This is a genomic window from Exiguobacterium sp. 17-1, assembly GCF_023096305.1.
Classification (GTDB): Bacteria; Bacillota; Bacilli; order Exiguobacteriales; family Exiguobacteriaceae; genus Exiguobacterium_A; species Exiguobacterium_A sibiricum_A.
Window position 1 is genome coordinate 597,093 of the sequence record NZ_JALIGJ010000001.1, and the last position, 21,100, is coordinate 618,192.

General features: G+C 45.8%; 18 protein-coding genes. 15 read left to right on the forward strand and 3 right to left on the reverse strand.

Annotation, left to right across the window (positions count from 1 at the left end):
• The first annotated feature begins 22 nt into the window (after positions 1-22).
• Positions 23-955: a malate dehydrogenase gene (gene mdh, locus MUN34_RS02905; protein ID WP_247856839.1), complete on the forward strand. Its 933-nt coding sequence runs from the start codon at positions 23-25 to the stop codon at positions 953-955.
• 219 nt (positions 956-1,174) lie between these two features.
• Here the strand turns inward: mdh and MUN34_RS02910 are convergent, their stop codons facing one another.
• Positions 1,175-1,417, reverse strand: coding sequence for a NapC/NirT family cytochrome c (locus MUN34_RS02910; RefSeq protein ID WP_247856840.1), 243 nt, complete (start codon positions 1,415-1,417; stop codon positions 1,175-1,177).
• Positions 1,418-2,063: 646 nt separating this feature from the next.
• Between MUN34_RS02910 and MUN34_RS02915 the strand changes: the two genes are divergently transcribed.
• On the forward strand, positions 2,064-3,203 hold the full coding sequence (locus MUN34_RS02915; protein ID WP_026827745.1) for a zinc-dependent alcohol dehydrogenase: 1,140 nt from the start codon (positions 2,064-2,066) through the stop codon (positions 3,201-3,203).
• Positions 3,204-3,291: 88 nt separating this feature from the next.
• Here MUN34_RS02915 and MUN34_RS02920 read toward each other — a convergent pair whose 3' ends face one another.
• The gene (locus tag MUN34_RS02920; RefSeq protein WP_427374138.1) at positions 3,292-3,723 is read right to left on the reverse strand and encodes a divergent PAP2 family protein; all 432 of its coding nucleotides are present in this window, start codon (positions 3,721-3,723) and stop codon (positions 3,292-3,294) included.
• Between the two features lie 215 nt (positions 3,724-3,938).
• On the opposite strand from MUN34_RS02920, the gene MUN34_RS02925 reads away from it, so the two are divergent.
• From MUN34_RS02925 to MUN34_RS02985, 13 genes are all read left to right on the forward strand, one after another.
• Positions 3,939-4,646 (forward strand): response regulator transcription factor, encoded by a 708-nt coding sequence (locus tag MUN34_RS02925; protein WP_026827747.1) that lies wholly within the window; start codon positions 3,939-3,941, stop codon positions 4,644-4,646.
• A complete protein-coding gene (gene pnpS / locus MUN34_RS02930; protein ID WP_026827748.1) occupies positions 4,643-6,376 on the forward strand; it encodes a two-component system histidine kinase PnpS in 1,734 nt (577 codons plus the stop codon). The genes MUN34_RS02925 and pnpS overlap by 4 nt, the downstream gene beginning before the upstream one ends.
• A 202-nt stretch (positions 6,377-6,578) precedes the next feature.
• Positions 6,579-9,176: a DNA polymerase I gene (polA, locus tag MUN34_RS02935; RefSeq protein WP_247856841.1), complete on the forward strand. Its 2,598-nt coding sequence runs from the start codon at positions 6,579-6,581 to the stop codon at positions 9,174-9,176.
• A 24-nt stretch (positions 9,177-9,200) separates the two neighbouring features.
• Positions 9,201-10,031 (forward strand): DNA-formamidopyrimidine glycosylase, encoded by an 831-nt coding sequence (gene mutM / locus MUN34_RS02940; RefSeq protein WP_247856842.1) that lies wholly within the window; start codon positions 9,201-9,203, stop codon positions 10,029-10,031.
• Positions 10,028-10,615, forward strand: coding sequence for a dephospho-CoA kinase (coaE, locus tag MUN34_RS02945; RefSeq protein ID WP_247856843.1), 588 nt, complete (start codon positions 10,028-10,030; stop codon positions 10,613-10,615). The genes mutM and coaE overlap by 4 nt, the downstream gene beginning before the upstream one ends.
• 176 nt (positions 10,616-10,791) lie before the next feature.
• Positions 10,792-11,835, forward strand: a complete 1,044-nt coding sequence (locus MUN34_RS02950) for a glyceraldehyde-3-phosphate dehydrogenase (protein WP_026827752.1) — start codon at positions 10,792-10,794, stop codon at positions 11,833-11,835.
• Between the two features lie 258 nt (positions 11,836-12,093).
• Positions 12,094-12,480, forward strand: coding sequence for an adenosylmethionine decarboxylase (speD, locus tag MUN34_RS02955; protein ID WP_026827753.1), 387 nt, complete (start codon positions 12,094-12,096; stop codon positions 12,478-12,480).
• Positions 12,481-12,586: 106 nt separating this feature from the next.
• A complete protein-coding gene (locus MUN34_RS02960; protein ID WP_026827754.1) occupies positions 12,587-12,955 on the forward strand; it encodes a hypothetical protein in 369 nt (122 codons plus the stop codon).
• A 13-nt stretch (positions 12,956-12,968) separates the two neighbouring features.
• Complete coding sequence (gene nrdR / locus MUN34_RS02965; RefSeq protein WP_026827755.1) at positions 12,969-13,451, forward strand: transcriptional regulator NrdR; 483 nt, start codon at positions 12,969-12,971, stop codon at positions 13,449-13,451.
• 67 nt (positions 13,452-13,518) lie between these two features.
• Positions 13,519-14,874 (forward strand): replication initiation and membrane attachment family protein, encoded by a 1,356-nt coding sequence (locus tag MUN34_RS02970; RefSeq protein WP_026827756.1) that lies wholly within the window; start codon positions 13,519-13,521, stop codon positions 14,872-14,874.
• Positions 14,875-14,886: 12 nt separating this feature from the next.
• The gene (gene dnaI, locus MUN34_RS02975; RefSeq protein WP_026827757.1) at positions 14,887-15,804 is read left to right on the forward strand and encodes a primosomal protein DnaI; all 918 of its coding nucleotides are present in this window, start codon (positions 14,887-14,889) and stop codon (positions 15,802-15,804) included.
• A 321-nt stretch (positions 15,805-16,125) separates the two neighbouring features.
• Entirely contained in the window at positions 16,126-18,066 is a 1,941-nt protein-coding gene (thrS, locus tag MUN34_RS02980) for a threonine--tRNA ligase (RefSeq protein WP_247856844.1), read from the forward strand.
• 109 nt (positions 18,067-18,175) lie between these two features.
• A complete protein-coding gene (locus MUN34_RS02985) occupies positions 18,176-19,372 on the forward strand; it encodes a glycoside hydrolase family protein (protein ID WP_026827759.1) in 1,197 nt (398 codons plus the stop codon).
• 42 nt (positions 19,373-19,414) lie between these two features.
• On the opposite strand, the gene MUN34_RS02990 is transcribed toward MUN34_RS02985, so the two are convergent.
• Positions 19,415-20,884, reverse strand: a complete 1,470-nt coding sequence (locus MUN34_RS02990) for a catalase (protein ID WP_247856845.1) — start codon at positions 20,882-20,884, stop codon at positions 19,415-19,417.
• Positions 20,885-21,100 lie beyond the last annotated feature (216 nt).

The following is a 21,100-nucleotide window of genomic DNA, read 5'->3' on the forward strand; positions in this document are numbered from 1 at the left end:
TCTTGAATAGGGGGACGGGGCAATGAATCGACGAAAAAAGATTTCGGTCATCGGGAGCGGATTCACAGGGGCAACAACAGCACTGTACCTCGCTCAAAAAGAGTTAGGGGATATCGTGCTCGTTGATATGCCGCAACAGGAAAACGCGACCAAAGGAAAAGCACTTGATATGCAGGAAACAGCACCGATTCAAGGTTTTGATGCCTGGATCAACGGGACATCGGATTATCAAGACATCGAAGGATCTGACATTGTCGTCATCACGGCGGGAATTGCCAGAAAACCCGGGATGAGTCGCGAAGATCTTGTCAGCACGAATGCAAATGTCATGAAAGCCGTCACGAAAGAAATCGTGACCCATGCACCGGAATCCATCATCATCGTGTTGACGAACCCTGTCGATGCGATGACATATACCGTCTTTCAAGCATCCGGTTTTCCGAAAGAACGCGTTATCGGCCAGTCCGGTGTATTAGATACAGCACGTTTTCGGACGTTCGTCGCAATGGAACTGAATGTCTCCGTTAAGGATATTTCCGGATTCGTGCTCGGTGGGCACGGGGATGACATGGTTCCCTTGTTACGCTATTCCTATGCAGGTGGTATCCCACTGGAAAAACTGATTTCACCTGAACGATTAGCGGCCATCGTTGAGCGAACACGTAAAGGTGGCGGCGAAATCGTTCAGTTACTTGGAAATGGCTCGGCCTATTATGCACCGGCAGCGGCCATTGTTGAGATGGTGGAAGCGATTCTAAAAGATCAGCGGCGAATTTTGCCGGCGATTGCCTATCTCGAAGGAGAGTACGGATATGAGGACTTGTACCTCGGTGTTCCGACTATTCTTGGTGGGAATGGTGTTGAACAAGTGCTCGAGTTGGAATTGACGTCAGATGAGAAGCAAGGTCTGGATCGGTCTGTTTCAACGGTTCGTTCCGTTCTTGCGCTTCTTTGAACAACGTAATGGGACACAGATCATAATAAAAAAAGATTGACTGTACAGTCAATTTTTAAATGAGAACGGGGGTCGGATTTATAATCCGACCCCCGTTCTCATTTAATTAGATCAGTCATTCATATCTCGTGGAGAAATTCGGAAAAGTCTTGCTTCGGATCTGCTGTGTTTTTATCTAAAGATAGCTTATTAAGAGGAGTTCTTTTGGAGTTTTTTATTTTACAATTTTTTAAATGTCTCATAATGTGATAGTTTCGTATACCAGGGAAGTAGGAAGAGGAGAATACCGGTTAAAAAACGATTGAGGTAACCGATGCTGAGTAGATATCCTTGATGTTCGAGATGCATGTATTGCATCTGATGGCAAGACGTACACGGCATCCCTTGACCTTGACGACAACGTAACAACTTATAAATATTGCGTGCCGTCCATGATTTCTTGCAATATGTACAGCGTGCCATATGTTCATCTCCTTTCTAGTCTCATTCATACTTGTGCATGTGATGAAGAACTTCCTCATCGGAGAAATTCGATATCCACCACATTGATTTTTCATCAAAATTAGACGAGAATACTCCCACTTCTAAACGTTCAGGGCGAAGCCCTAGTGCAAGTGAGGGATGAATCGTCTTCGGGCAAGGTGTGTCTTCCGACACGTCAATTGTCCGACACTCTTGGTTTGAAAACAATCACAATCAGGAATGAAAAAATGTCACGTTCTTTGAAAACTGAAGATATAGGGGTGTGACAGGAAGTTCGTCTGTCACGTAAAATCGTCAACGTTCACCTTGTGGATGATCGAAGTAGCGAAAACTAAGCAGAGTAGGCATCCGCGCAAAAGAAACAGACAAGATTAACGTTCAACCGTCGGGACGACGGGGCTAGCCTGATAAATTTTCGATCGTCAGGTCGAATAACTCAGGAATCCCCCACCTCTAAGCAAAACATAGGTGGGGGTAGTTCAACCTTTCACTTTTACGTTGATTATTCAGCGAAAGTTTCAAATGAACATTCCTCTTTTTGTAAAAAACATGTAACATGAATGCTACTTATTTAGGGTAAACGAATAAAGTACGCTATTTTTGAAAATTCAAAGGGGGAACCATCATGCGCGCTGTCACTTATCAAGGTACAAAAAATGTCGAAGTGAAAGATGTCCAGGATCCGTCGATTGAGAAGAACGATGATATCATCGTCAAGATTACGTCTACTGCTATCTGTGGGTCAGATTTGCATATCTATCAAGGAAACATGCCGGCGAAAAAGGATTATGTCATTGGACATGAACCGATGGGGATCGTCGAAGAAGTAGGTCCTGACGTGACGAAGGTCAAGCGGGGCGATCGGGTTGTCTTACCGTTCAACGTTGCGTGTGGTCATTGTTTCTACTGTGATCACGATATGGAGAGTCAGTGTGATAATTCCAATGGGAACCCACACGTCGATACAGGCGGCTATTTTGGATTTACGGAAGAGTTCGGCGGGCATCCCGGTGGACAAGCAGAGTACTTAAAAGTCCCGTTTGGAAACTTCATGCCGCTCGTCGTTCCTGAATCATGTGAACTGGAAGACGAAGCGTTGTTGTTTTTGTCGGATGTTATTCCGACAGCGTACTGGAGCGTCATCAATTCAGGGGTCAAAAAAGGCGATACCGTCGTCGTCTTGGGGTCAGGACCTGTCGGATTGATGACACAGAAATTCGCCTGGATGCAAGGAGCAAAACGGGTCATTGCGGTCGATGAACAAGTGTACCGTCTGAATCATGCGAAGATGACGAATCGGGTCGAGACCGTCAACTTACAGGATCATCAGGAAACCGGACAATATTTAAAAGAACTGACACAAGGCGGGGCGGACGTCGTCATTGATTGTGTCGGATTTGACGGGAAGATGTCCGCGCTTGAAAAAGTGGAACAGAAGATCGGGTTACAAGGCGGAACATTGAGTGCAATCAATATCGCCAAAGACGCTGTCCGGAAATTCGGAACGGTCCAACTGACAGGGGTCTATGCCAAAAAATACAATCAATTCCCGCTCGGTGATTTCTTCACCCGAAACATCACGTTGAAGATGGGGCAAGCACCGGTCGTTCATCTGATGCCGGAATTGTTCCAAAAAATCATCAATCAGGAATTTGATCCAACCGATATCATCACCCATAAAATTGATTTGGAGCAGGCAGCTCATGCCTACCAAACGTTTAATGATCATGCTGATGGATGTATCAAAGTCATCTTGAAACCATAATGAAAATCATACAAAAAGACCGCTTCGAATCGAAAGCGGTCTTTTGCATGAAGATATTTCTTTTGATTTATCCGATACGCGTCACAGATTAAAAGAACAGGACGGGCCAAAGGAAACCAACGGCCAAACCAAGCAGAAGACCTACAAAGACCTGGAACTCGGTATGTCCAACCAATTCGTTGAGCAACGGTGTTTCGTGGCGGATTCCTTTGAAGTAATCATTCAGCAGTTTGGCTTGAAGACCAACGGCTTGGCGGACTCCGGTCGCATCATACATGATGATGACGGCGAAAATCGCAGCGAGGGCAAACAGCGATGAGCTAAAGCCTTCTTGAAAACCAATTACGACAGCCAGTGCGACGACAGTCGAACTATGTGAACTCGGCATGCCGCCTGAGGCAAACATGATTTCAAGATCAAATTTCTTTGTCTTAATTAAACCGGTGACGAGTTTTGCGGCTTGGGCGATGAACCAAGCGGTGATTGCTGCAAATAACGGGTTATTCCATTCCATATCCATTCCTCCACATGATGACGATATGTAACTGTTTCCCCAATTCCTCCATTTCAACACGGGAAACTACTGGAAGAACGAGTCCGACCTTAAAGATTGTGTAAAGAAACGACGGAAAGATTTGTGGTTTAGTAGTGAAAGTCGTTAAGATGAAGACAGAAGAAGTGGATTCCACGGAATTCCTCATTCAAAGATGAAATGCGCTGAGGAGGCCAACTGTCTTGAAAGATAAAATAATCGTTGTCGATGATGAACTCTCGATTGCCACACTTTTAAAGTTTAATTTAGAGCAAGCCGGTTTTATTGTTGAAACTGCCCATGACGGTATGACGGGTTTGAAGTTAGCGGAGAAACAAGATGCTGCGTTGATCGTCCTCGATCTCATGTTGCCGGAACTGGATGGACTGGAAGTCTGTAAACGACTGCGCCAACAAAAAATCAATACACCGATTTTAATGCTGACGGCAAAAGATGATGAGTTTGACAAGGTACTTGGTCTGGAGCTTGGAGCAGATGACTATTTGACGAAGCCGTTTAGTCCGCGTGAAGTTGTGGCACGTGTCAAAGCCATCCTGCGCCGGATGAACCAGCAAACCGTTGCGGAAGAAGTGACGGATGGGACAATCTTGATTGGAGACGTCAAAATCGTGCCGGATAACTACGAAGCATTCAAAGCGGAAGAGCGACTCGAATTAACACCAAAGGAATTTGAACTGTTGGTGTATCTCGCGAAAAATAAAGGACGTGTCTTGACGCGTGACCAGTTATTGTCCGCCATTTGGAATTATGACTTCGTCGGGGATACACGGATCGTTGACGTCCATATCAGTCATGTCCGTGAAAAAATCGAACCGAATACGAAAAAGCCGATCTACATTAAAACGATTCGAGGATTAGGTTATAAGATGGAGGAGCCGAAAGCGGAATGAGTAAATACCGCAAACGATTCATTCTGAAAATGTTGTCTTTCATCAGCCTGGTCTTAATCGCACTGGGCTTTTTGCTTGGACAATCATTTAAAGATTTTTATATCAATAATGAAAAAGAAAAATTAGTGGATGAGACTTCACTGGTGGAGACGATTTTACGGGAGCGGACGGTTCCGGATATGGCAGCATATGTCGATAAAATGTATGCCGAATCGAATTTCGACATGATTTTATTTAATGGTCGTGGGGAAATCATTGCCGGAACTCCGGTCGATGTCACGAAGCTGAACGTGCGGGCCATCAATTTTTCTGCCATTCCGAACGATGGAACCTTCGAATCGAAAGTCGATGAGACGAGTCTGCAATATACGAAACCTGTCCTGACGGCTGACGGCGGGGAAGTCTACATCAGTTTCATCCGCTATACAAAAGATTTGAACATGATTTATTCGCGGATTTGGACCGTCATCATCTTATCTCTTCTGACTTCGCTTTGTATTATTTTCTTCGCTGTCTACAGTTCGACAAAACGTTTTTTACGACCGATTGCGGAAGCGACAGAAGTCTTATACGAGTTGTCACACGGGAACTATAAATCACGTGTCTACGAATTGACCGCACCGGATGAATCGAGAGATCTCGGGAAATCCATTAATCTGTTGGCCCGGAACCTAGAAAATGCGTCTTCCGGCGAAGCAATGCAACGGGCGCGGCTTGAGTCTCTGATTGAATACATGGGGGCCGGCTTGATGTTGATTGATGAAAAAGGCTATGTCTTGCTTGTCAATCGAACATACCGCGAAATGTTCAATATCTATGACCAATCGAACGGACAGTTGTACTACCGGGTCTTACCAAATGAAAAGATGAGTCAAGTGATCGAGGATGTCTATCTGACGGAAAAACCAAACCGGAAACAATCGAGTGTCCGATTTGGTTTGAACAGTCGGACTTTCATGGTCAGTGCAGCACCGATCTTCGGAAAAAACGGACGGGTCCAAGGGACGACAGTCGTATTTAACGATATTACAGAGATCAAAAAGCTCGAACAGATGCGCAAAGACTTCGTCGCAAATGTCAGTCATGAGTTAAAGACCCCACTGACTTCCATCAAAGGATTTGCCGAAACACTACTCGATGGAGCGCAAGACGTACCGGAAATCAGGGAACAGTTCCTGAACATCATCCACGATGAATCCGAGCGGATGCAGACACTGGTTGAAGATTTACTTGAACTGTCGCGTCTTGAGCAGGACAATTATCAGCTGGAGACGACGATTGTCGACGTCACAAGCTTACTTCGTGAAACAGCAACACTGTTACAACGAAAAGCAACGGAAAAGCAGATGACGATTCACCTCGAAACAGAAGAAGAAGTGTTTATCCGTGCAGATTTAAATCGTTTGAAGCAAGTCGTCGTCAATCTTGTAGCAAACGCCTTGAACTATACGCCGAACGGTGGGAATGTCTGGATCAGTCTAGAGGACGGGGAAGAAGCCGTCATGCTCCGCATTAAGGATGATGGGATCGGGATTCATCCGAAAGAGATGCAACGGATTTTTGAAAGGTTTTACCGGGTGGACAAAGCACGAAGCCGGAACTCGGGCGGGACAGGTCTTGGTCTGGCGATTGTGAAGCATATCATTGATCTCCACCATGGAACGATTGAAGTCGAATCTGAAGAAAATGTCGGGACAACCTTTACGATACGTTTACCCAAAAAGGGATGAGGATTCATATTCCCTTTACAGAAGGATCGTATGCTTAAAGTACCTTCTTCATCATCTGTGCCTCGACTGGTTCAGCTCCCATGTCGGGACACGCAGTGGCGACTGGCTTTTTAGCCGGTCGTCTTTTTTTGTCTGCTTTTTTAGCGAACAAATGTGTGTAGAGTGATACAATAAGAACAGAAAATCTTCCAAAGGGGCGTAGATGATGGAAAATAAACTTTTATTGATTGATGGAAACTCACTGACGTATCGTGCTTTTTTTGCGTTACCACCGATGACGGATGCGCAAGGACGCAACACGAATGCTGCTTACGGTTTCACGATGATGTTGTTGAAATTACTTGAAGAGGAACAGCCGACACACATGCTCGTCGCATTTGATGCATCGAGCGAAACGTTCCGGCATGACGTATATCAAGAATATAAAGGAAGCCGTGAAAAGACACCTTCCGAGCTTCGGGAACAGTTTCCGATTGTGCGGGACATCTGCGAAGCGTTAGGCATTCAAATGATGGAACTGCATCGTTATGAAGCGGATGATCTGATTGGTACATTGGCACAAACGATGCCGGCTGATCGAATCCGAATCGTGACGGGAGATAAGGATTTACTTCAACTCGTGACGGGTCAGGTCGAAGTGTTGATTACGAAGCGTGGCATCACAGACATTCTCTGTATGACAGAAGAATTATTTGCCGAAACTTATGGTGGACTGAAGCCAATCCAGATGATTGATCTGAAAGGGTTGATGGGTGATAAATCCGATAACATTCCAGGAGTGCCGGGAATCGGTGAAAAAACAGCCATCAAATTGATTTCCGCGTATGGATCCGTCGAAGGTCTGTACGAGCATGTCGAAGACTTAAAAGGGAAACAAAAAGAAAAAGTCGTCGCAAATGAAGAATTGGCTCGATTGTCGAAAGAACTGGCGACCATCAAGTTGGACGTTCCACTCGATGTGACACTCGACGATTTACAAATCAGTGATGTCGATACACAAGTACCGTATTCATTGTTCCAATCACTTGGCTTTAAGTCCTTGACGAACCGGTTTGCTCCGGTCGTCGAAGAAGCGGATAAAGAACAGTTAAACGTCCAAGCGATTACTTCGCTCCCGTCAGATGTGACAGACGCTGTTTTGGTCGTTGAACAACTGCGTGAAGATTATATGGAAGAAGACATTATTGGATTCGGCATCGCAACGCCGGATCAAATTTATGTTGCTTCATCTGAACTCGTCAATGATCCGGCATTCCGTGACTGGATTGAATCAGAACATCAAAAAATTTGTCTGGATGCGAAGCAAGTTGCGTTTGCTTTACGTAAACACGGGTTAAAATTAACGGCATATGATGACTTGTTGCTCGCCGGTTATTTATTGAACTTGAGTGGAGGGACCACCCTGGCTTCGATTGCCGGACATTACATGCTGATGGCACCAAACGAAGAATCTGTTTTAGGGAAAGGTGCAAAACGTCTTGCTCCGGCAGACGAGTTGTTGCATCCTTACTTGGCGGAAAAAGCGCGCATGATTGAACTGTTGTTCCCGAAAGTCAAAGAAGAACTGAAGGCAAACCAGCAGTTTGAATTATACGAAACGCTGGAACGTCCATTATCCGGCGTTTTGGCAGAAATGGAATGGACCGGAATTCGCGTCGACGTTGGAACACTTCAGGAGATGCAAACAGATTTGGCCGGACGTCTAAATGATTTAGAACAACTGATTTACGGAGAAGTCGGAGAAGAGTTCAACATCAACTCGCCGAAACAACTCGGCGTCATCTTGTTTGAAAAACTTGAATTACCTGCCTTCAAGAAAACGAAGACCGGTTATTCAACAGCGGCCGATGTACTTGAAAAACTTCGTCCGTTACATCCGGTCATCGACCACATCATGTTATACCGGGAATTACAAAAACTGCAATCGACGTATGTCGAAGGGTTGCAGAAGGTCATCAAGGAAGATGGGAAAATTCATACACGATTCGCCCAAACGATTGCTCAGACGGGACGCCTCAGCTCTGTTAACCCGAACTTACAAAACATTCCGGTCCGGATCGAGGAAGGTCGGAAAATCCGCAAAGCGTTCGTTCCGAGTGAACCGGGCTGGTCCTTGTACGCCGCCGACTATTCCCAAATCGAATTGCGGGTCATGGCGCATATGTCGGAAGACAAAACACTTGTCCAAGCGTTCTTGGACGATGCCGATATTCACACACAGACAGCGAGCAGTGTCTTTGGTGTCGCACCCAATGACGTCACAGGTAATATGCGCCGTCAGGCCAAAGCCGTCAACTTCGGAATCATTTACGGCATCAGTGATTACGGTTTGTCACAGAACTTGAATATCTCACGTAAAGAGGCGCAAGACTTCATTGACCGTTACTTTGAATTGTTCCCGCAAATCAAGTTGTTCATGGATGCCGCGATCGAAAAAGCACGTATGAACGGTTTCGTCGAAACATTGATGAATCGTCGTCGGAATATTCCCGATATCAATTCGAAAAACTTTAATTTACGCGGTTTTGCAGAACGGACGGCCATTAATACGCCAATACAGGGTTCAGCAGCCGACATCATCAAAAAAGCAATGCTCGATGTTCATGCAGCACTGGAAGCATCTCCGCTGCAGGCTCGTCTGTTACTACAAGTACACGATGAATTGATCTTTGAAGCGCCGGATGAAGAACTGGATGCACTGAAGACGCTAGTCAAACAAGCCATGGAACAGACGGTTCACTTATCTGTACCATTACGCGTTGATGGGGATGCCGGTCATTCATGGTACGAAACTAAATAAGAAGTTGTCAGAGGAGGAAGTAAGTTGCCTGAATTACCTGAAGTCGAGACCGTCAGACGAAGCTTGGAACGGACGGTCTCCGGAAAAACGATTTCTTCTGTCAAAGTATTTCATCCGAAGATGATTCGGGGAATGGAAGTCGCACCGTTCGTTGACGCATTGAAGCAAGAGCGAATCGAACGCGTCGAACGTCGGGGGAAATTTTTACTATTTACGTTTGAACGGTTTTATCTCGTCAGTCATTTGCGGATGGAAGGGAAGTATTTCCCTTATCCACAGGCGATTGAGAAAGATAAGCATACCCATGTCATCTTCCGCTTTACAGACGGCTCGGAACTGCATTACAACGATGTCCGGAAATTCGGCACGATGGAGTTACGGGATAAAGAGACGGCCATGCAGGTTCCGCCGCTTGCGCAACTCGAACGGGAACCGTTTGATCCGACGTTTACGGCTGAAGTTTTGGCTGAAAACCTGATTCGAAAAAAACGGAGTCCGATTAAAACGGCATTGCTCGATCAATCGATTTTTTTAGGACTGGGAAACATTTATGTCGATGAAACGCTGTTTGCGGCCCGGGTCCATCCCTTGACGAAAGCGGGTGTACTGACACTCGACGACATCTCACGGATTCATGTTGCCGGTGTGGACGTGTTAGGGAAAGCCGTCGAAAGCGGCGGAAGTACGATTCGGAGTTATGTATCGCCGACCGGAAAAGGAGAATTCCAACTGCAACTGGCGGTATACGGGCAAACCGGTACCCCGTGTCCACGGTGTGGAACAGCGATTGAAAAAATCAAAGTAGGCGGACGAGGGACGCACTTCTGTCCGACATGCCAACAGGTGGCTTTATGAGAATCGGACTGACCGGAGGAATTGCAACCGGAAAAAGTACGGTATCTGCTTATTTGCAACAACAGGGTGTCGTCGTCATCGATGCCGATTTGGTCGCCCGTCAAGTCATCGAACCGGGCGGATTGGCTTATGCGGAAGTCAAAGCAGCATTTCCGACAGCTTTCATCGACGGACAGCTGGTCCGGTCAAAGCTTGGGGATATCATTTTTCACGATAATGAAATGCGGATAATCCTGAATGAATTGATGCATCCGAAAATTCGGAAACAGATGTTAGAAATGGCGACTCAACAGGAACAGACTGGACAATCCATCGTCGTTTTTGATATTCCATTGCTGTTAGAAGGAGACTGGAAACAACTTGTCGATCAAGTCGTAGTGGTCTACTGTCCTGCCGAATTACAAAAGCAACGGCTGATGGAGCGAAATCACCTAACAGCTGAAGAAGCACAGGCCAGAATGAACGCGCAACTGGATATCGAACAGAAAAAGCGTCTGGCAGACTACGTTCTGACCAATGAAAGTACACGAGAAGCATTATACCGACAAATCGATAGCTGGTTAAAAACGATTCGTCCCGTATAAAGGCAAATCTCTTGGATCTGTTTTCTATCTCGAAAAGTGTTTTCGTCATCCAAGTGGGAGAAAGTTACCAACTTCTCTCACTTTTTTTAGATTACGTAATGAAATCGCTTACATTTCATGATATAGTTCTATCTGTAAACGGAGCATCATCCGTCACATTGAAGGGGGATCCGCAAATGGGAGTCAAGGTGGCAGTTAACGGTTTTGGTCGAATTGGTCGAATGGTATTCCGGCGTCTCATCGCTGAGGGGAAAAGTGAGGTCGTCGCCATTAACGCAAGTTATCCGGTGGAAACATTGGCACATCTCATCAAATATGACACGGTTCACGGGAAATTTACTTATCCAGTTGACATCATTGACGGGGCATTGATGGTAAATGGACGACACATTCAAATCGTCAGCGAACGCGATCCGGAGCAGTTGCCGTGGGGACAACTGGGCATCGATATCGTTGTCGAAGCAACAGGGAAGTTTAATTCGAAAACGGGTGCTGAGAAACATTTGACGGCTGGGGCAAAAAAAGTCGTCATCACTGCACCGGCAAAAGGGGATCTGCGCACGATCGTCATGGGGGTCAATGACGAGATGTATGATCATGAGACGGACGCAATCGTCTCGAACGCTTCATGCACGACGAACTGTCTTGCACCTGTCGTTCAAGTCATCGACCGGGCATTCGGAATTGAATCGGGTCTTGTGACGACGATTCATGCCTTTACGAATGACCAAAATAATATCGATAATCCGCATAAGGATTTACGCCGGGCACGTGCTTGCGGATCGTCGATCATTCCGACTTCGACCGGAGCTGCCAAAGCGATTTCACTCGTCTTACCGCATCTCGAAGGGAAACTCAACGGACTGGCACTCCGTGTTCCGACACCAAACGTTTCACTGGTCGATCTGGTTGTGGAAGTCAGCCGTGATACGACCGTCGCTGAAGTCAATGAAGCATTCGTCAAGGCAGCGGACGGAGCACTCGACGGCATACTCGGTCTGACCATGGAACCGCTCGTTTCGATTGACTTTAACGGAGAAGAAAAGTCGACAGTCGTCGACGGTCTATCGACGATGGTCATGGGAGGACGACAGGTTAAAGTCCTCGCCTGGTACGACAATGAATGGGGTTACTCATGCCGTGTCGTCGATCTCGTTCATCTGGTCGGTGCACATATCGAGGCAAGTGGAAACGAACAAAAACAACTGGAGTTAAAATAAAATAATAATGAAGAATCGCTCTACAGCAACCTGTAGAGCGTTTTCTTTAAGAAAATATATTAAAATTCGAAATTTATCCTTGTGTATCTTTTTGATACTCGCTATAATTCAAATCGTGAACTTCAATCGGTCTGGCAATCGCAGCTTAAAGGGTTAGGACCTCTCTGGACTAACTTTCCCCCGTGGGTGCGAACGACTCAGGCGCAAAGTAAGTGATCGACTACTTTGAAGACCATTGAATGTAGGGGGGATCCACAAATGGATACTATGGGAAGACACATTATTGCAGAACTTTGGGATTGTAATCCTGAAAAATTGAACGACATGGAATTTGTAGAACGACTTTTTGTTGATGCAGCACTTCAAGCAGGTGCGGAAGTACGCGAAGTCGCATTCCATAAGTTTGCTCCACACGGCGTCAGCGGCGTCGTCATTATTTCTGAATCGCACTTAACGATTCACAGTTTCCCAGAGCATGGTTATGCATCGGTTGATGTATTTACATGTGGCGATCGAATCGATCCAGCCATCGCAGCGCATTATATCGCTGACGGACTCGATGCGAAAATCCGTGAAAATGTCGAAATTCCACGTGGTATGGGACCTGTTGAAGTTCCAGCTGCTACGGTTCAGCACGTTAACTGACAAAAACACGAATGAACAAGCTCTCGTCTTATGGCGAGGGCTTTTTAATATGTCTGACGTCTGTTATTCTTAATAGTAGAAGAAAACAGAAAAAGGTGATGACGGAATGGGACTGAAGGAACGATTACAAAAACAAATGGAAACGTCGGATACACATAAAAATGAAAAGTTACGGACCCATTACTATGCAGCAACGGTAGAAATGCTGTTTACGGGAGTGGAGGCGACGGTAACGAAGCAACAGGGAACAGTTAAGCGAATCGATCAAGGACGCGGAGAACTTGCGTTTAGTGCACCTGGCTTAGATGGTCTTGCGACTGTCATCATGGTGGGATCCGGCCGTACGGCAGTTGACCTTTTTTTACACCGTGACGGGTTGCTTGGTCCCGACCTTGAAAAATGGATCGAGTCAATTTATCAGGGGCTTGATTCGACGTATCGCTTAAAAATGATCGGTACGAAAGAAATTACGTGAATGGAGGTACGACATGCGTTGTCCAGCCTGCAACTATAACGGGACAAAAGTATTAGATTCGCGACCCGTGCAAGATTTTGGTTCGATTCGCAGACGGCGGGAATGTGAATCATGTGGCTATCGTTTTACGACATTTGAGATGGTGGAACAAACTCCTCTCATCATCGTCAAAAAAGATGGAACACGTGACGAATTCAATCGGGACAAAATCTTGCGTGGATTAGTCCGAGCATGTGAAAAACGTCCGATTTCCATTGAACAACTGGAAACAGTCGTCAGCCGGGTTGAAAAAACACTACGAGCAACAGCACAACATGAAATTCCGAGCGAACAGGTCGGACGGCTTGTGCTGAATGAACTCGCTTCTGTCGATGAAGTGGCGTATGTTCGGTTTGCCAGTGTCTATAAGCAATTTAAAGACATCAATGTCTTTTTCCAAGAATTATCCGAATTGATGGAACGTCATCAAGACAACGAACGGGAAAATCAAACCTAATGAAGGAGAGGTCGTCTGACTGTTCAGAACGCCCTCTCTTTTTCTCACGAAAGAAGGGATGAAGCAAATGATGGAACGTGAATTGTCAGGGACCGATCTCTGCTTGATCATGAGTAATGGCGTCGTCGACCGGGAAGCGTATCAGTCCCTCTACTATCTGTATCAGCCAATCATTGGTGTAAAGGCGCTTGGTCTGTACCAAACGTTTTGGAGTGAGATGATTCCCGGTAAGACGAAGTCACAATACATCTCGCATGCAGAACTGGGCACGTTGCTCGGATTTTCAGTCGATGAATTCAAAGAAGAACTGTTTAAACTCGAAGGGATTGGTTTAATCCGGACGTTTGAAGCAAAACAGGCGGCCTACCGATATGTCTATCAAATCCGTGTCCCGTTAGCACCGAACACATTTTTAAATGACGGAGTGCTGTCGAGCTTACTGTTCTACCGCGTCGGTGAAATTCGTTTCCGAGCCTTACAGAACCGTTTCCGGACGGATCCGTTACCTAAAAATGTTGTCGACCGGACCGTCCGGTTTGATCAAGTATTTGACGTTAAGGCGGGACTTGCCTCTGCGCATCAGCCGAAATCTTATGCGAAACAGGAACGGGCAGCCTATGAATTTGACTATTCGTTTGATCTTGAAGAAATGAAACGTCAAACCGATCGGTTCTTGCCCCGGAGCTTTTATACGAAATCGATTGACCATCTTCTGTTGAAGCTCGCTTATGTCACACAATCGAATGAAGCACTCATGGCAGAGCTCCTGAACGCCCGTTTCCGTCATGAAGCGTACTTGCCGATGACAGACAGTGAAAAGCAAGAACGGTGTAAACAGATGATGTTATCTGCGAAGCAGAAACTCAGCCGGGAAAAGAAAGCCAAGGTTGCAGTTCTCGAAGAAGTAGAAGTCGGAGAGCTGAGCGAAACGGAGACGATGGAAGGAACGCATCCGAAGCATTACGTTGCGAAACTAAGAAAAGTCAAAGCGTTGTCGGAGCGAGATGAAGAGTTGATTCAGCAACTAATCATCGACTATGAGATGTCGTCCGGAATTGTCAACGCTGCTTATTATTACGCGTTGGTCATTAAAAAGGATAACCGTTTCAGTAAAAACTTCCTTCTTTCCATCGTTGATGACTGGAAACAAAAAGGATACGTTACGGCAGCCGAAGCATTGGCTAAAACGAAAGAACAAGACGAATTGATTTCGAAAAAACAGGATCAAAAACAAGAGCGTTCGCGGCAAACGGTTGGTGGACGAAGAGGTCGTTCCAATGCGACCGGTCCGAATCCGAAATGGTTGCAAGAAGAAAAAGAAAAGCAACAGCAGTATGAAGCGACAAAAAAAGCCAGTTTTGAAGCTGAGGTGCCAGATGATGAAGAAATGGAACGGATTCTGCGGGAACTCAAAGGCAAATAAAGGAGTAGTGAGATGGAACATATCCAATCATCGATTGAAAAGATTTTAAACCGGCCGGACGTGGCAGAATCGGTTCGAGCCATTCATCAGCGTGTCTTGTCACATCCGGGAGTTATCATGTTTTTACGGACGCACCCGGAAATTGATCAACGGACGATTGAACGGGGCATGCTGAAACTAAACGAGTATGCTGAACAGATGCACGGGAATCAAATCATTGAAAAGAAAGCCGTCATCGAAGGGTATCAACCTGTCCTGCATTTAGAAAAAGGTCAGATCATGGTTGCTTATGAAAAAACCCAGGCGTTACGAGATCGTGAAAACGAGCGGGCTCTCGAAAAGAAATTTAAAAGTCTGTTCTTACCGGATGAAGTCCGGGATGCGAACTTCAGTGACTTTGATTTGACGACGACGGACCGGAAGCTCGCTTTGCGTGCAGCTTCACAGTTTTTAAATGCCGCTCGTTCGAAACAACAAGTAAAAGGCTTGTACCTGCACGGTAGTTTTGGCGTCGGGAAAACGTATCTGCTTGCTGCAATCGGGAATGCGTTAAAAAAAGAACGGGTTGCAACGATTTTGGTTCACGCGCCCGGTTTCGTCTCGGAAGCGAAGCGGCGGATCAGGTCGGACAGTTTCGATACATTTTTGGAAAGTTTTCAGACCGTTCCTGTCCTCTTGATAGACGATATCGGAGCGGAGTCAATCAGTCCATGGGTGCGAGATGAACTATTTGGGATCATCCTGCAATACCGGATGATGCATCGTCTGCCGACTTTGTTCAGTTCCAACCTGTCGTACGACGAACTGGAGTTGCATTTCGGGATTACGAATGACCAGGGAGACAAACTGAAAGCGATGCGTCTGATGGAGCGGATCCGGACGACGACGAATCCTGTCGAGTTTTTAGGTGAAAACCGACGCCGCTATTAATTTCTCTTGTCAAAGAAGTTCGACTTTGGCTATACTAAGGACACAATCTGTATAGATGTCAGCTACGATTGAGGACATGAAAAATGAACAGGGACCAAACAAGCGAGAGAAGGATGGTGAAAGCTTCTCATGGAATCCGTCATTTCTTTACTCCCTCATAGCTCAGGTGGGGATAATCCGCTTGCGCATCACGCCCGTTATCGCGTGTTCGAGCCGGTGCATGGAAACATGTTCGGGAACGAGGGTGGTACCACGAGATTGAGACTCGTCCCTTTTTGAGGGATGGGTCTTTTTTATTTTAATTTATAGGGGGAAGCAGTCATGTCAAACATTGCTCTTACATTTCCAGATGGTGCAGTAAAGGAATTTGCAGCCGGAACTACAGCTGAAGAAGTTGCCGCTTCAATCAGCCCGGGATTACGGAAAAAGGCATTTGCCGCAAAATTAAACGGACAAGTCATTGATTACCGTCGCCCGATTGAGGAAGATGGTTCAATCGAACTCGTCATGCCGGACTCAGAAGAAGGACTGGACTTGATCCGTCACTCATCCGCCCACTTGATGGCTCAAGCCATCAAACGTCTGTATCCGGATGAAACGATTCACCTTGGAATCGGACCGACGATTGAAAACGGTTTTTATTATGACATCGATATGGAGCGTCGTCTGACAGAAGAAGACCTGCCGGAAATCGAAAAGATGATGAACAAGATCGCCGGTGAAAACTTACCAATCGAGCGCGAAGTCGTTTCGCGTGACGAAGCACTTGCTGTTTATCAAGAATTAAACGATCCGCTCAAAATTGAACTGATTGAATCGATTCCAGCCGATCAAGACTTAACATTTTACCGTCAAGGCGAGTTCTTTGATCTTTGCCGTGGACCACACGTACCGGCGACGGCTAAGTTACAAGTCTTCAAGTTGATGAGTATCGCCGGTGCTTACTGGCGTGGCGATTCAAAAAACAAGATGCTCCAACGGATTTATGGGACAGCTTGGGCGAATAAAGACCAACTGAAACAACACCTTCATTTCTTGGCGGAAGCGAAAGAACGCGATCACCGGAAACTCGGGAAAGAGCTCGATTTGTTCTTCACATCTCAAGATGTCGGACAGGGTCTGCCGATGTGGTTACCAAAAGGGGCAGCAATCCGACGGACGGTCGAGCGGTATATCGTCGATAAAGAACTTGAACTCGGATATGAGCATGTCTATACACCAGTTCTCGGTTCTGTTGAACTGTATAAAACATCGGGACACTGGGATCACTATCAAGATGATATGTTCCCGAAAATGGAGATGGACAATGAAGAATTGGTTCTCCGCCCGATGAACTGTCCGCACCACATGATGATTTATAAAAATGAACCGCGGTCGTACCGTGATTTACCGCTCCGCGTCGCAGAACTCGGTGGGATGCACCGGTATGAGATGTCGGGTGCGTTAACGGGTCTCCAACGTGTCCGTTACATGGTCCTGAACGACGGTCATACGTTTGTTCGTCCGGATCAAATGAAGGAAGAGTTCAAAGCAATCGTCCACTTGATTCAAGAAGTATATGCTGATTTCGGCATCACCGACTACAAGTTCCGTCTGTCGTATCGCGATCCGGCTGATAAAGAAAAATACTTCGACAACGATGCGATTTGGGAAATGGCGCAACGTGAATTAAAAGAGACAATGGATGAGCTCGAGCTGCCGTACTTTGAAGCAGAAGGCGAAGCGGCATTCTACGGGCCGAAGCTTGACGTACAAGTCCGGACAGCGCTCGGTAAAGATGAGACGTTATCAACGGTTCAACTCGACTTCCTCTTGCCGGAACGCTTTGAGCTGACGTACAAAGGAAATGACGGACAAGATCATCGTCCTGTTGTCCTACACCGTGGTGTCGTCTCAACGATGGAACGGTTCGTCGCGTACTTGATTGAAGAGTACAAAGGGGCATTCCCGACATGGCTCGCACCAGTTCAAGTGAAGTTGATTCCAGTCTCAAGCGTGCATGAAGACTACGCACGTGAAATCAAGGCGATGCTCCTGAAAAAAGGGATTCGTGTCGAAACGGACTTCCGTGATGAAAAACTCGGTTACCGGATTCGCGAAGCACAAGTCAACAAAGTACCAGTCATGCTTGTTCTTGGTGACAAAGAAATCGAAGCGCGCGAAGTCAATATCCGCCGTTACGGTTCAAAAGATTCAAGCAATGCATCACTGGAGCAGTTCGTCAGCGATTTGGAACAAGAAATCGCAAACCGTTCAAAATAAGCATGTAGTAATATCAAGAAGAGGATGGCTCACAGCTGTCCTCTTTTTTGTTCTCTACAGATTCTGTGTTCGAATACCGATAATAGGAACAGGGAAGGGAGACGAGGGAATGAAAATAAGAATGATGTTCGGCGTATGTCTCATTTTGGTATTTTTACTTTTACCTGATACAGAACACGCGACAAGTATGAAAAGTTACCGGATTACGCCACAGACAGAACCGATTGATCCTGTACTTCGCGCATATTCGACATACAATGCCCAAACCAGGAATCATTATACACTTCGGTCGTACCTCGAAAAAATCGAGGCGGAAGGCGGAGGAACGTTAGTCTTGTCAAAAGGAGTATATTTGTCCCCGTTACGTGTCGGAGTTCCTTCCAATACGACCATCATTTTAGAGGATGGTGTCATCATTAAGAAGACGAATGAGACCGGGACGTCAAAACTTCAAGCGACAACAAGTATCTTTGATTTGGTACCACCTTCTGTTTTACGACTAAATAGAACAGTCGGAACATACAGCGGATCCAAAAACATCAAAATCATCGGGCAGGGGAATGCTCAAATTGATTTAAATTATTTTTCGCGCGGCTCGGCTTTCGCGATCGCACATAATGAAAATCTGTATCTTGGAGGAATCACGATCCGTCATCAACAAGGATCACATGCGATTGAACTGGATGCGACAAAAACGGCACTCATTGAAAACATGCATTTTGTCGATGCCAAGATGATTGCCGGGACAGGTCCAAATGAATCCATTAATCTGGATACGCCGGATCCGGTGACGAAAGGATTTCAATGGAAATGGTCGGCACAAGACCGGACCCCGAATCACGATATTACGATTCGAAACAATGACTTTATCAACATCAATGTCGCAATCGGCACACATCAATACTCTCAAGATCGTCCGCACACGGCGGTCCGTATTTTAAATAACGTGATTGACGGAACAAAAGATCATGCGATTTCAATGATGAACTGGAACCAACCGGTCATTCAATACAATACGATCCGAAACGTTCATCGGACAGATGGCAAAGCCATCGCTATCTTAGGACGCGGAGTAGTCGGTGGCAGCATCAAACATAATCGACTCGAAAAGATTGACCGGGCCATTCAATTTCAGCCACACGTCAATTATGGATTTAAGCCGCTTTACAATCGATTTACGGATAAAGAGAAACTAAGTTTTCGTCAGAACGAAGTCAATCAAGCAACAGTAAATCAAGTCGTTTTGTTTTCCAAGTTAGGTGTCTTTTCGGCGGAAACATCGGAACGGTTTAATTTTATTCCATAAAAAAAGCCTATTCCTTTACGGAATAGACTTTTTTTGGAAACATTATTTTTGCATTTGTTGCAAGAATGGTTGGATATCGACTTGTAACGCTTCTGATAATTTCTTACCAAGGGACTCATCTGCCCGGTAGAAGTTACAGATGGCAAGCAAGACGGTATTTTCATGGCGGACTTGTGTTAAGTCATCCACTAAATTATTCAGGAGTGCCGTTTGTTCTTCTTCTGTCATACGACGGTATACGTCACCGGCTTGGCCGAAGTTGTTTGTTTTTTCGATTTCGAGACGACCGTGGATGTCATCATACAACGGCTGGATTTCTTCCGTGTATTCCGGTGTTTGTTTCGGCTCATCCTGGTAACGGTTTGGTTCATAGTTGACCGGGCTTGATTGTTGTCCGACCGGCATTGCACCATCACGTTGGTAGTTGTTGACTTGTGCGAACGGACAGTTGATCGGCAACTGTTGGTAGTTTGTTCCGATACGGTAACGTTGCGTATCTGAATATGAGAAGAGACGACCTTGAAGCAATTTATCTTCCGACGGCAACATTCCTGGAATCAAGACACCCGGGTTAAAGCCGACCGATTCCGTTTCAGCAAAGTAGTTGTCGACGTTTTTGTTTAAGACCATTGTTCCGACATGTTGGAACGGAATGACATCCTCGAACCAATCTTTTGTTGCATCGAGTGGATCAAAGTCGAAATTGTCGACATCAGCCGGATCAAGAACTTGAACGAACAAATCCCACTCCGGGAACTCGCCATCTTCGATTGCTTGGAACGTATCGTTTGAAGCATGATTGAAATCTTTTCCTTGAATCTCTGTCGCTTCGTCCGCAGAGAGGTTATGGACGCCGATTTTTGGAACCCAACGTAATTTAACGTAAACCGTGTTGCCGTGTGCGTTTACCCATTTAAAGGCATGGACGGATGAACCGCGCATTTTACGGTAGCTAGCCGGAATACCCTCATCTGTAAAGAGGTGCATCAACATGTTTGTCGATTCCGGGCGTAATGTCATGAAGTCCCAGTAGCGGTCAGGATCTTGAATATTCGTACGTGGATCCGGTTTTAGCGAGTGGACCATGTCCGGGAATTTCATCGCATCGCGAATGAAGAAGACCGGTAAGTTATTTCCGACGAAATCCCAGTTGCCTTCTTCTGTATAGAACTTAACAGAGAATCCACGTGGGTCACGTAATGTTTCAGGAGAATGTGTACCGTGAATAACGGTTGAGAAACGAGCGAATACAGGAACCTCCGTACCTTCGTTTTGAAGGAACGCCGCTTTTGTATATTTCTTCATCGAGTTTTTAACCGTGAAGACGCCATGTGCACCAAAACCACGGGCATGAACGACACGCTCAGGAACACGTTCCCGGTCGAAATGGGCCATTTTCTCAATCAATTGATAATCTTCGAGTAATGTTGGACCGCGACGGCCTGCTGTGCGCGAATTCTGATTGTCGCCAATCGGGACACCCTGGTTTGTGGTTAATCGTTTTTCACTCATGAATAATTCCCCCTTATGTATAAGATTACATTGATTATAAAACAATAATTATTCTAAATAAAGAATAATGCTCTGCGAATTCTGAAAACTTTTTCTGACTTTTTTTATTTACCCATGGAAACAACCTTAGAAACTTCTTGCTAAACGGACAGAGGATTGCTATTATAATCAAGTATCTGAGCAACGTTCTAACCGAACAGATATAGCGGCTTGACA

What these genes read in the sequence shown, in the direction of transcription:
- MUN34_RS02990 (WP_247856845.1), bottom strand. Translation starts at nt 20,884, where the DNA reads ATGAGTGAAAAACGATTAACCACAAACCAGGGTGTCCCGATTGGCGAC.
- pnpS (WP_026827748.1), top strand. Translation starts at nt 4,643, where the DNA reads ATGAGTAAATACCGCAAACGATTCATTCTGAAAATGTTGTCTTTCATC.
- polA (WP_247856841.1), top strand. Translation starts at nt 6,579, where the DNA reads ATGATGGAAAATAAACTTTTATTGATTGATGGAAACTCACTGACGTAT.
- mdh (WP_247856839.1), top strand. Translation starts at nt 23, where the DNA reads ATGAATCGACGAAAAAAGATTTCGGTCATCGGGAGCGGATTCACAGGG.
- dnaI (WP_026827757.1), top strand. Translation starts at nt 14,887, where the DNA reads ATGGAACATATCCAATCATCGATTGAAAAGATTTTAAACCGGCCGGAC.
- MUN34_RS02910 (WP_247856840.1), bottom strand. Translation starts at nt 1,417, where the DNA reads ATGGCACGCTGTACATATTGCAAGAAATCATGGACGGCACGCAATATT.
- MUN34_RS02960 (WP_026827754.1), top strand. Translation starts at nt 12,587, where the DNA reads ATGGGACTGAAGGAACGATTACAAAAACAAATGGAAACGTCGGATACA.
- coaE (WP_247856843.1), top strand. Translation starts at nt 10,028, where the DNA reads ATGAGAATCGGACTGACCGGAGGAATTGCAACCGGAAAAAGTACGGTA.
- MUN34_RS02915 (WP_026827745.1), top strand. Translation starts at nt 2,064, where the DNA reads ATGCGCGCTGTCACTTATCAAGGTACAAAAAATGTCGAAGTGAAAGAT.
- nrdR (WP_026827755.1), top strand. Translation starts at nt 12,969, where the DNA reads ATGCGTTGTCCAGCCTGCAACTATAACGGGACAAAAGTATTAGATTCG.
- MUN34_RS02920 (WP_427374138.1), bottom strand. Translation starts at nt 3,723, where the DNA reads ATGGATATGGAATGGAATAACCCGTTATTTGCAGCAATCACCGCTTGG.
- MUN34_RS02970 (WP_026827756.1), top strand. Translation starts at nt 13,519, where the DNA reads ATGATGGAACGTGAATTGTCAGGGACCGATCTCTGCTTGATCATGAGT.
- MUN34_RS02950 (WP_026827752.1), top strand. Translation starts at nt 10,792, where the DNA reads ATGGGAGTCAAGGTGGCAGTTAACGGTTTTGGTCGAATTGGTCGAATG.
- MUN34_RS02985 (WP_026827759.1), top strand. Translation starts at nt 18,176, where the DNA reads ATGAAAATAAGAATGATGTTCGGCGTATGTCTCATTTTGGTATTTTTA.
- speD (WP_026827753.1), top strand. Translation starts at nt 12,094, where the DNA reads ATGGATACTATGGGAAGACACATTATTGCAGAACTTTGGGATTGTAAT.
- thrS (WP_247856844.1), top strand. Translation starts at nt 16,126, where the DNA reads ATGTCAAACATTGCTCTTACATTTCCAGATGGTGCAGTAAAGGAATTT.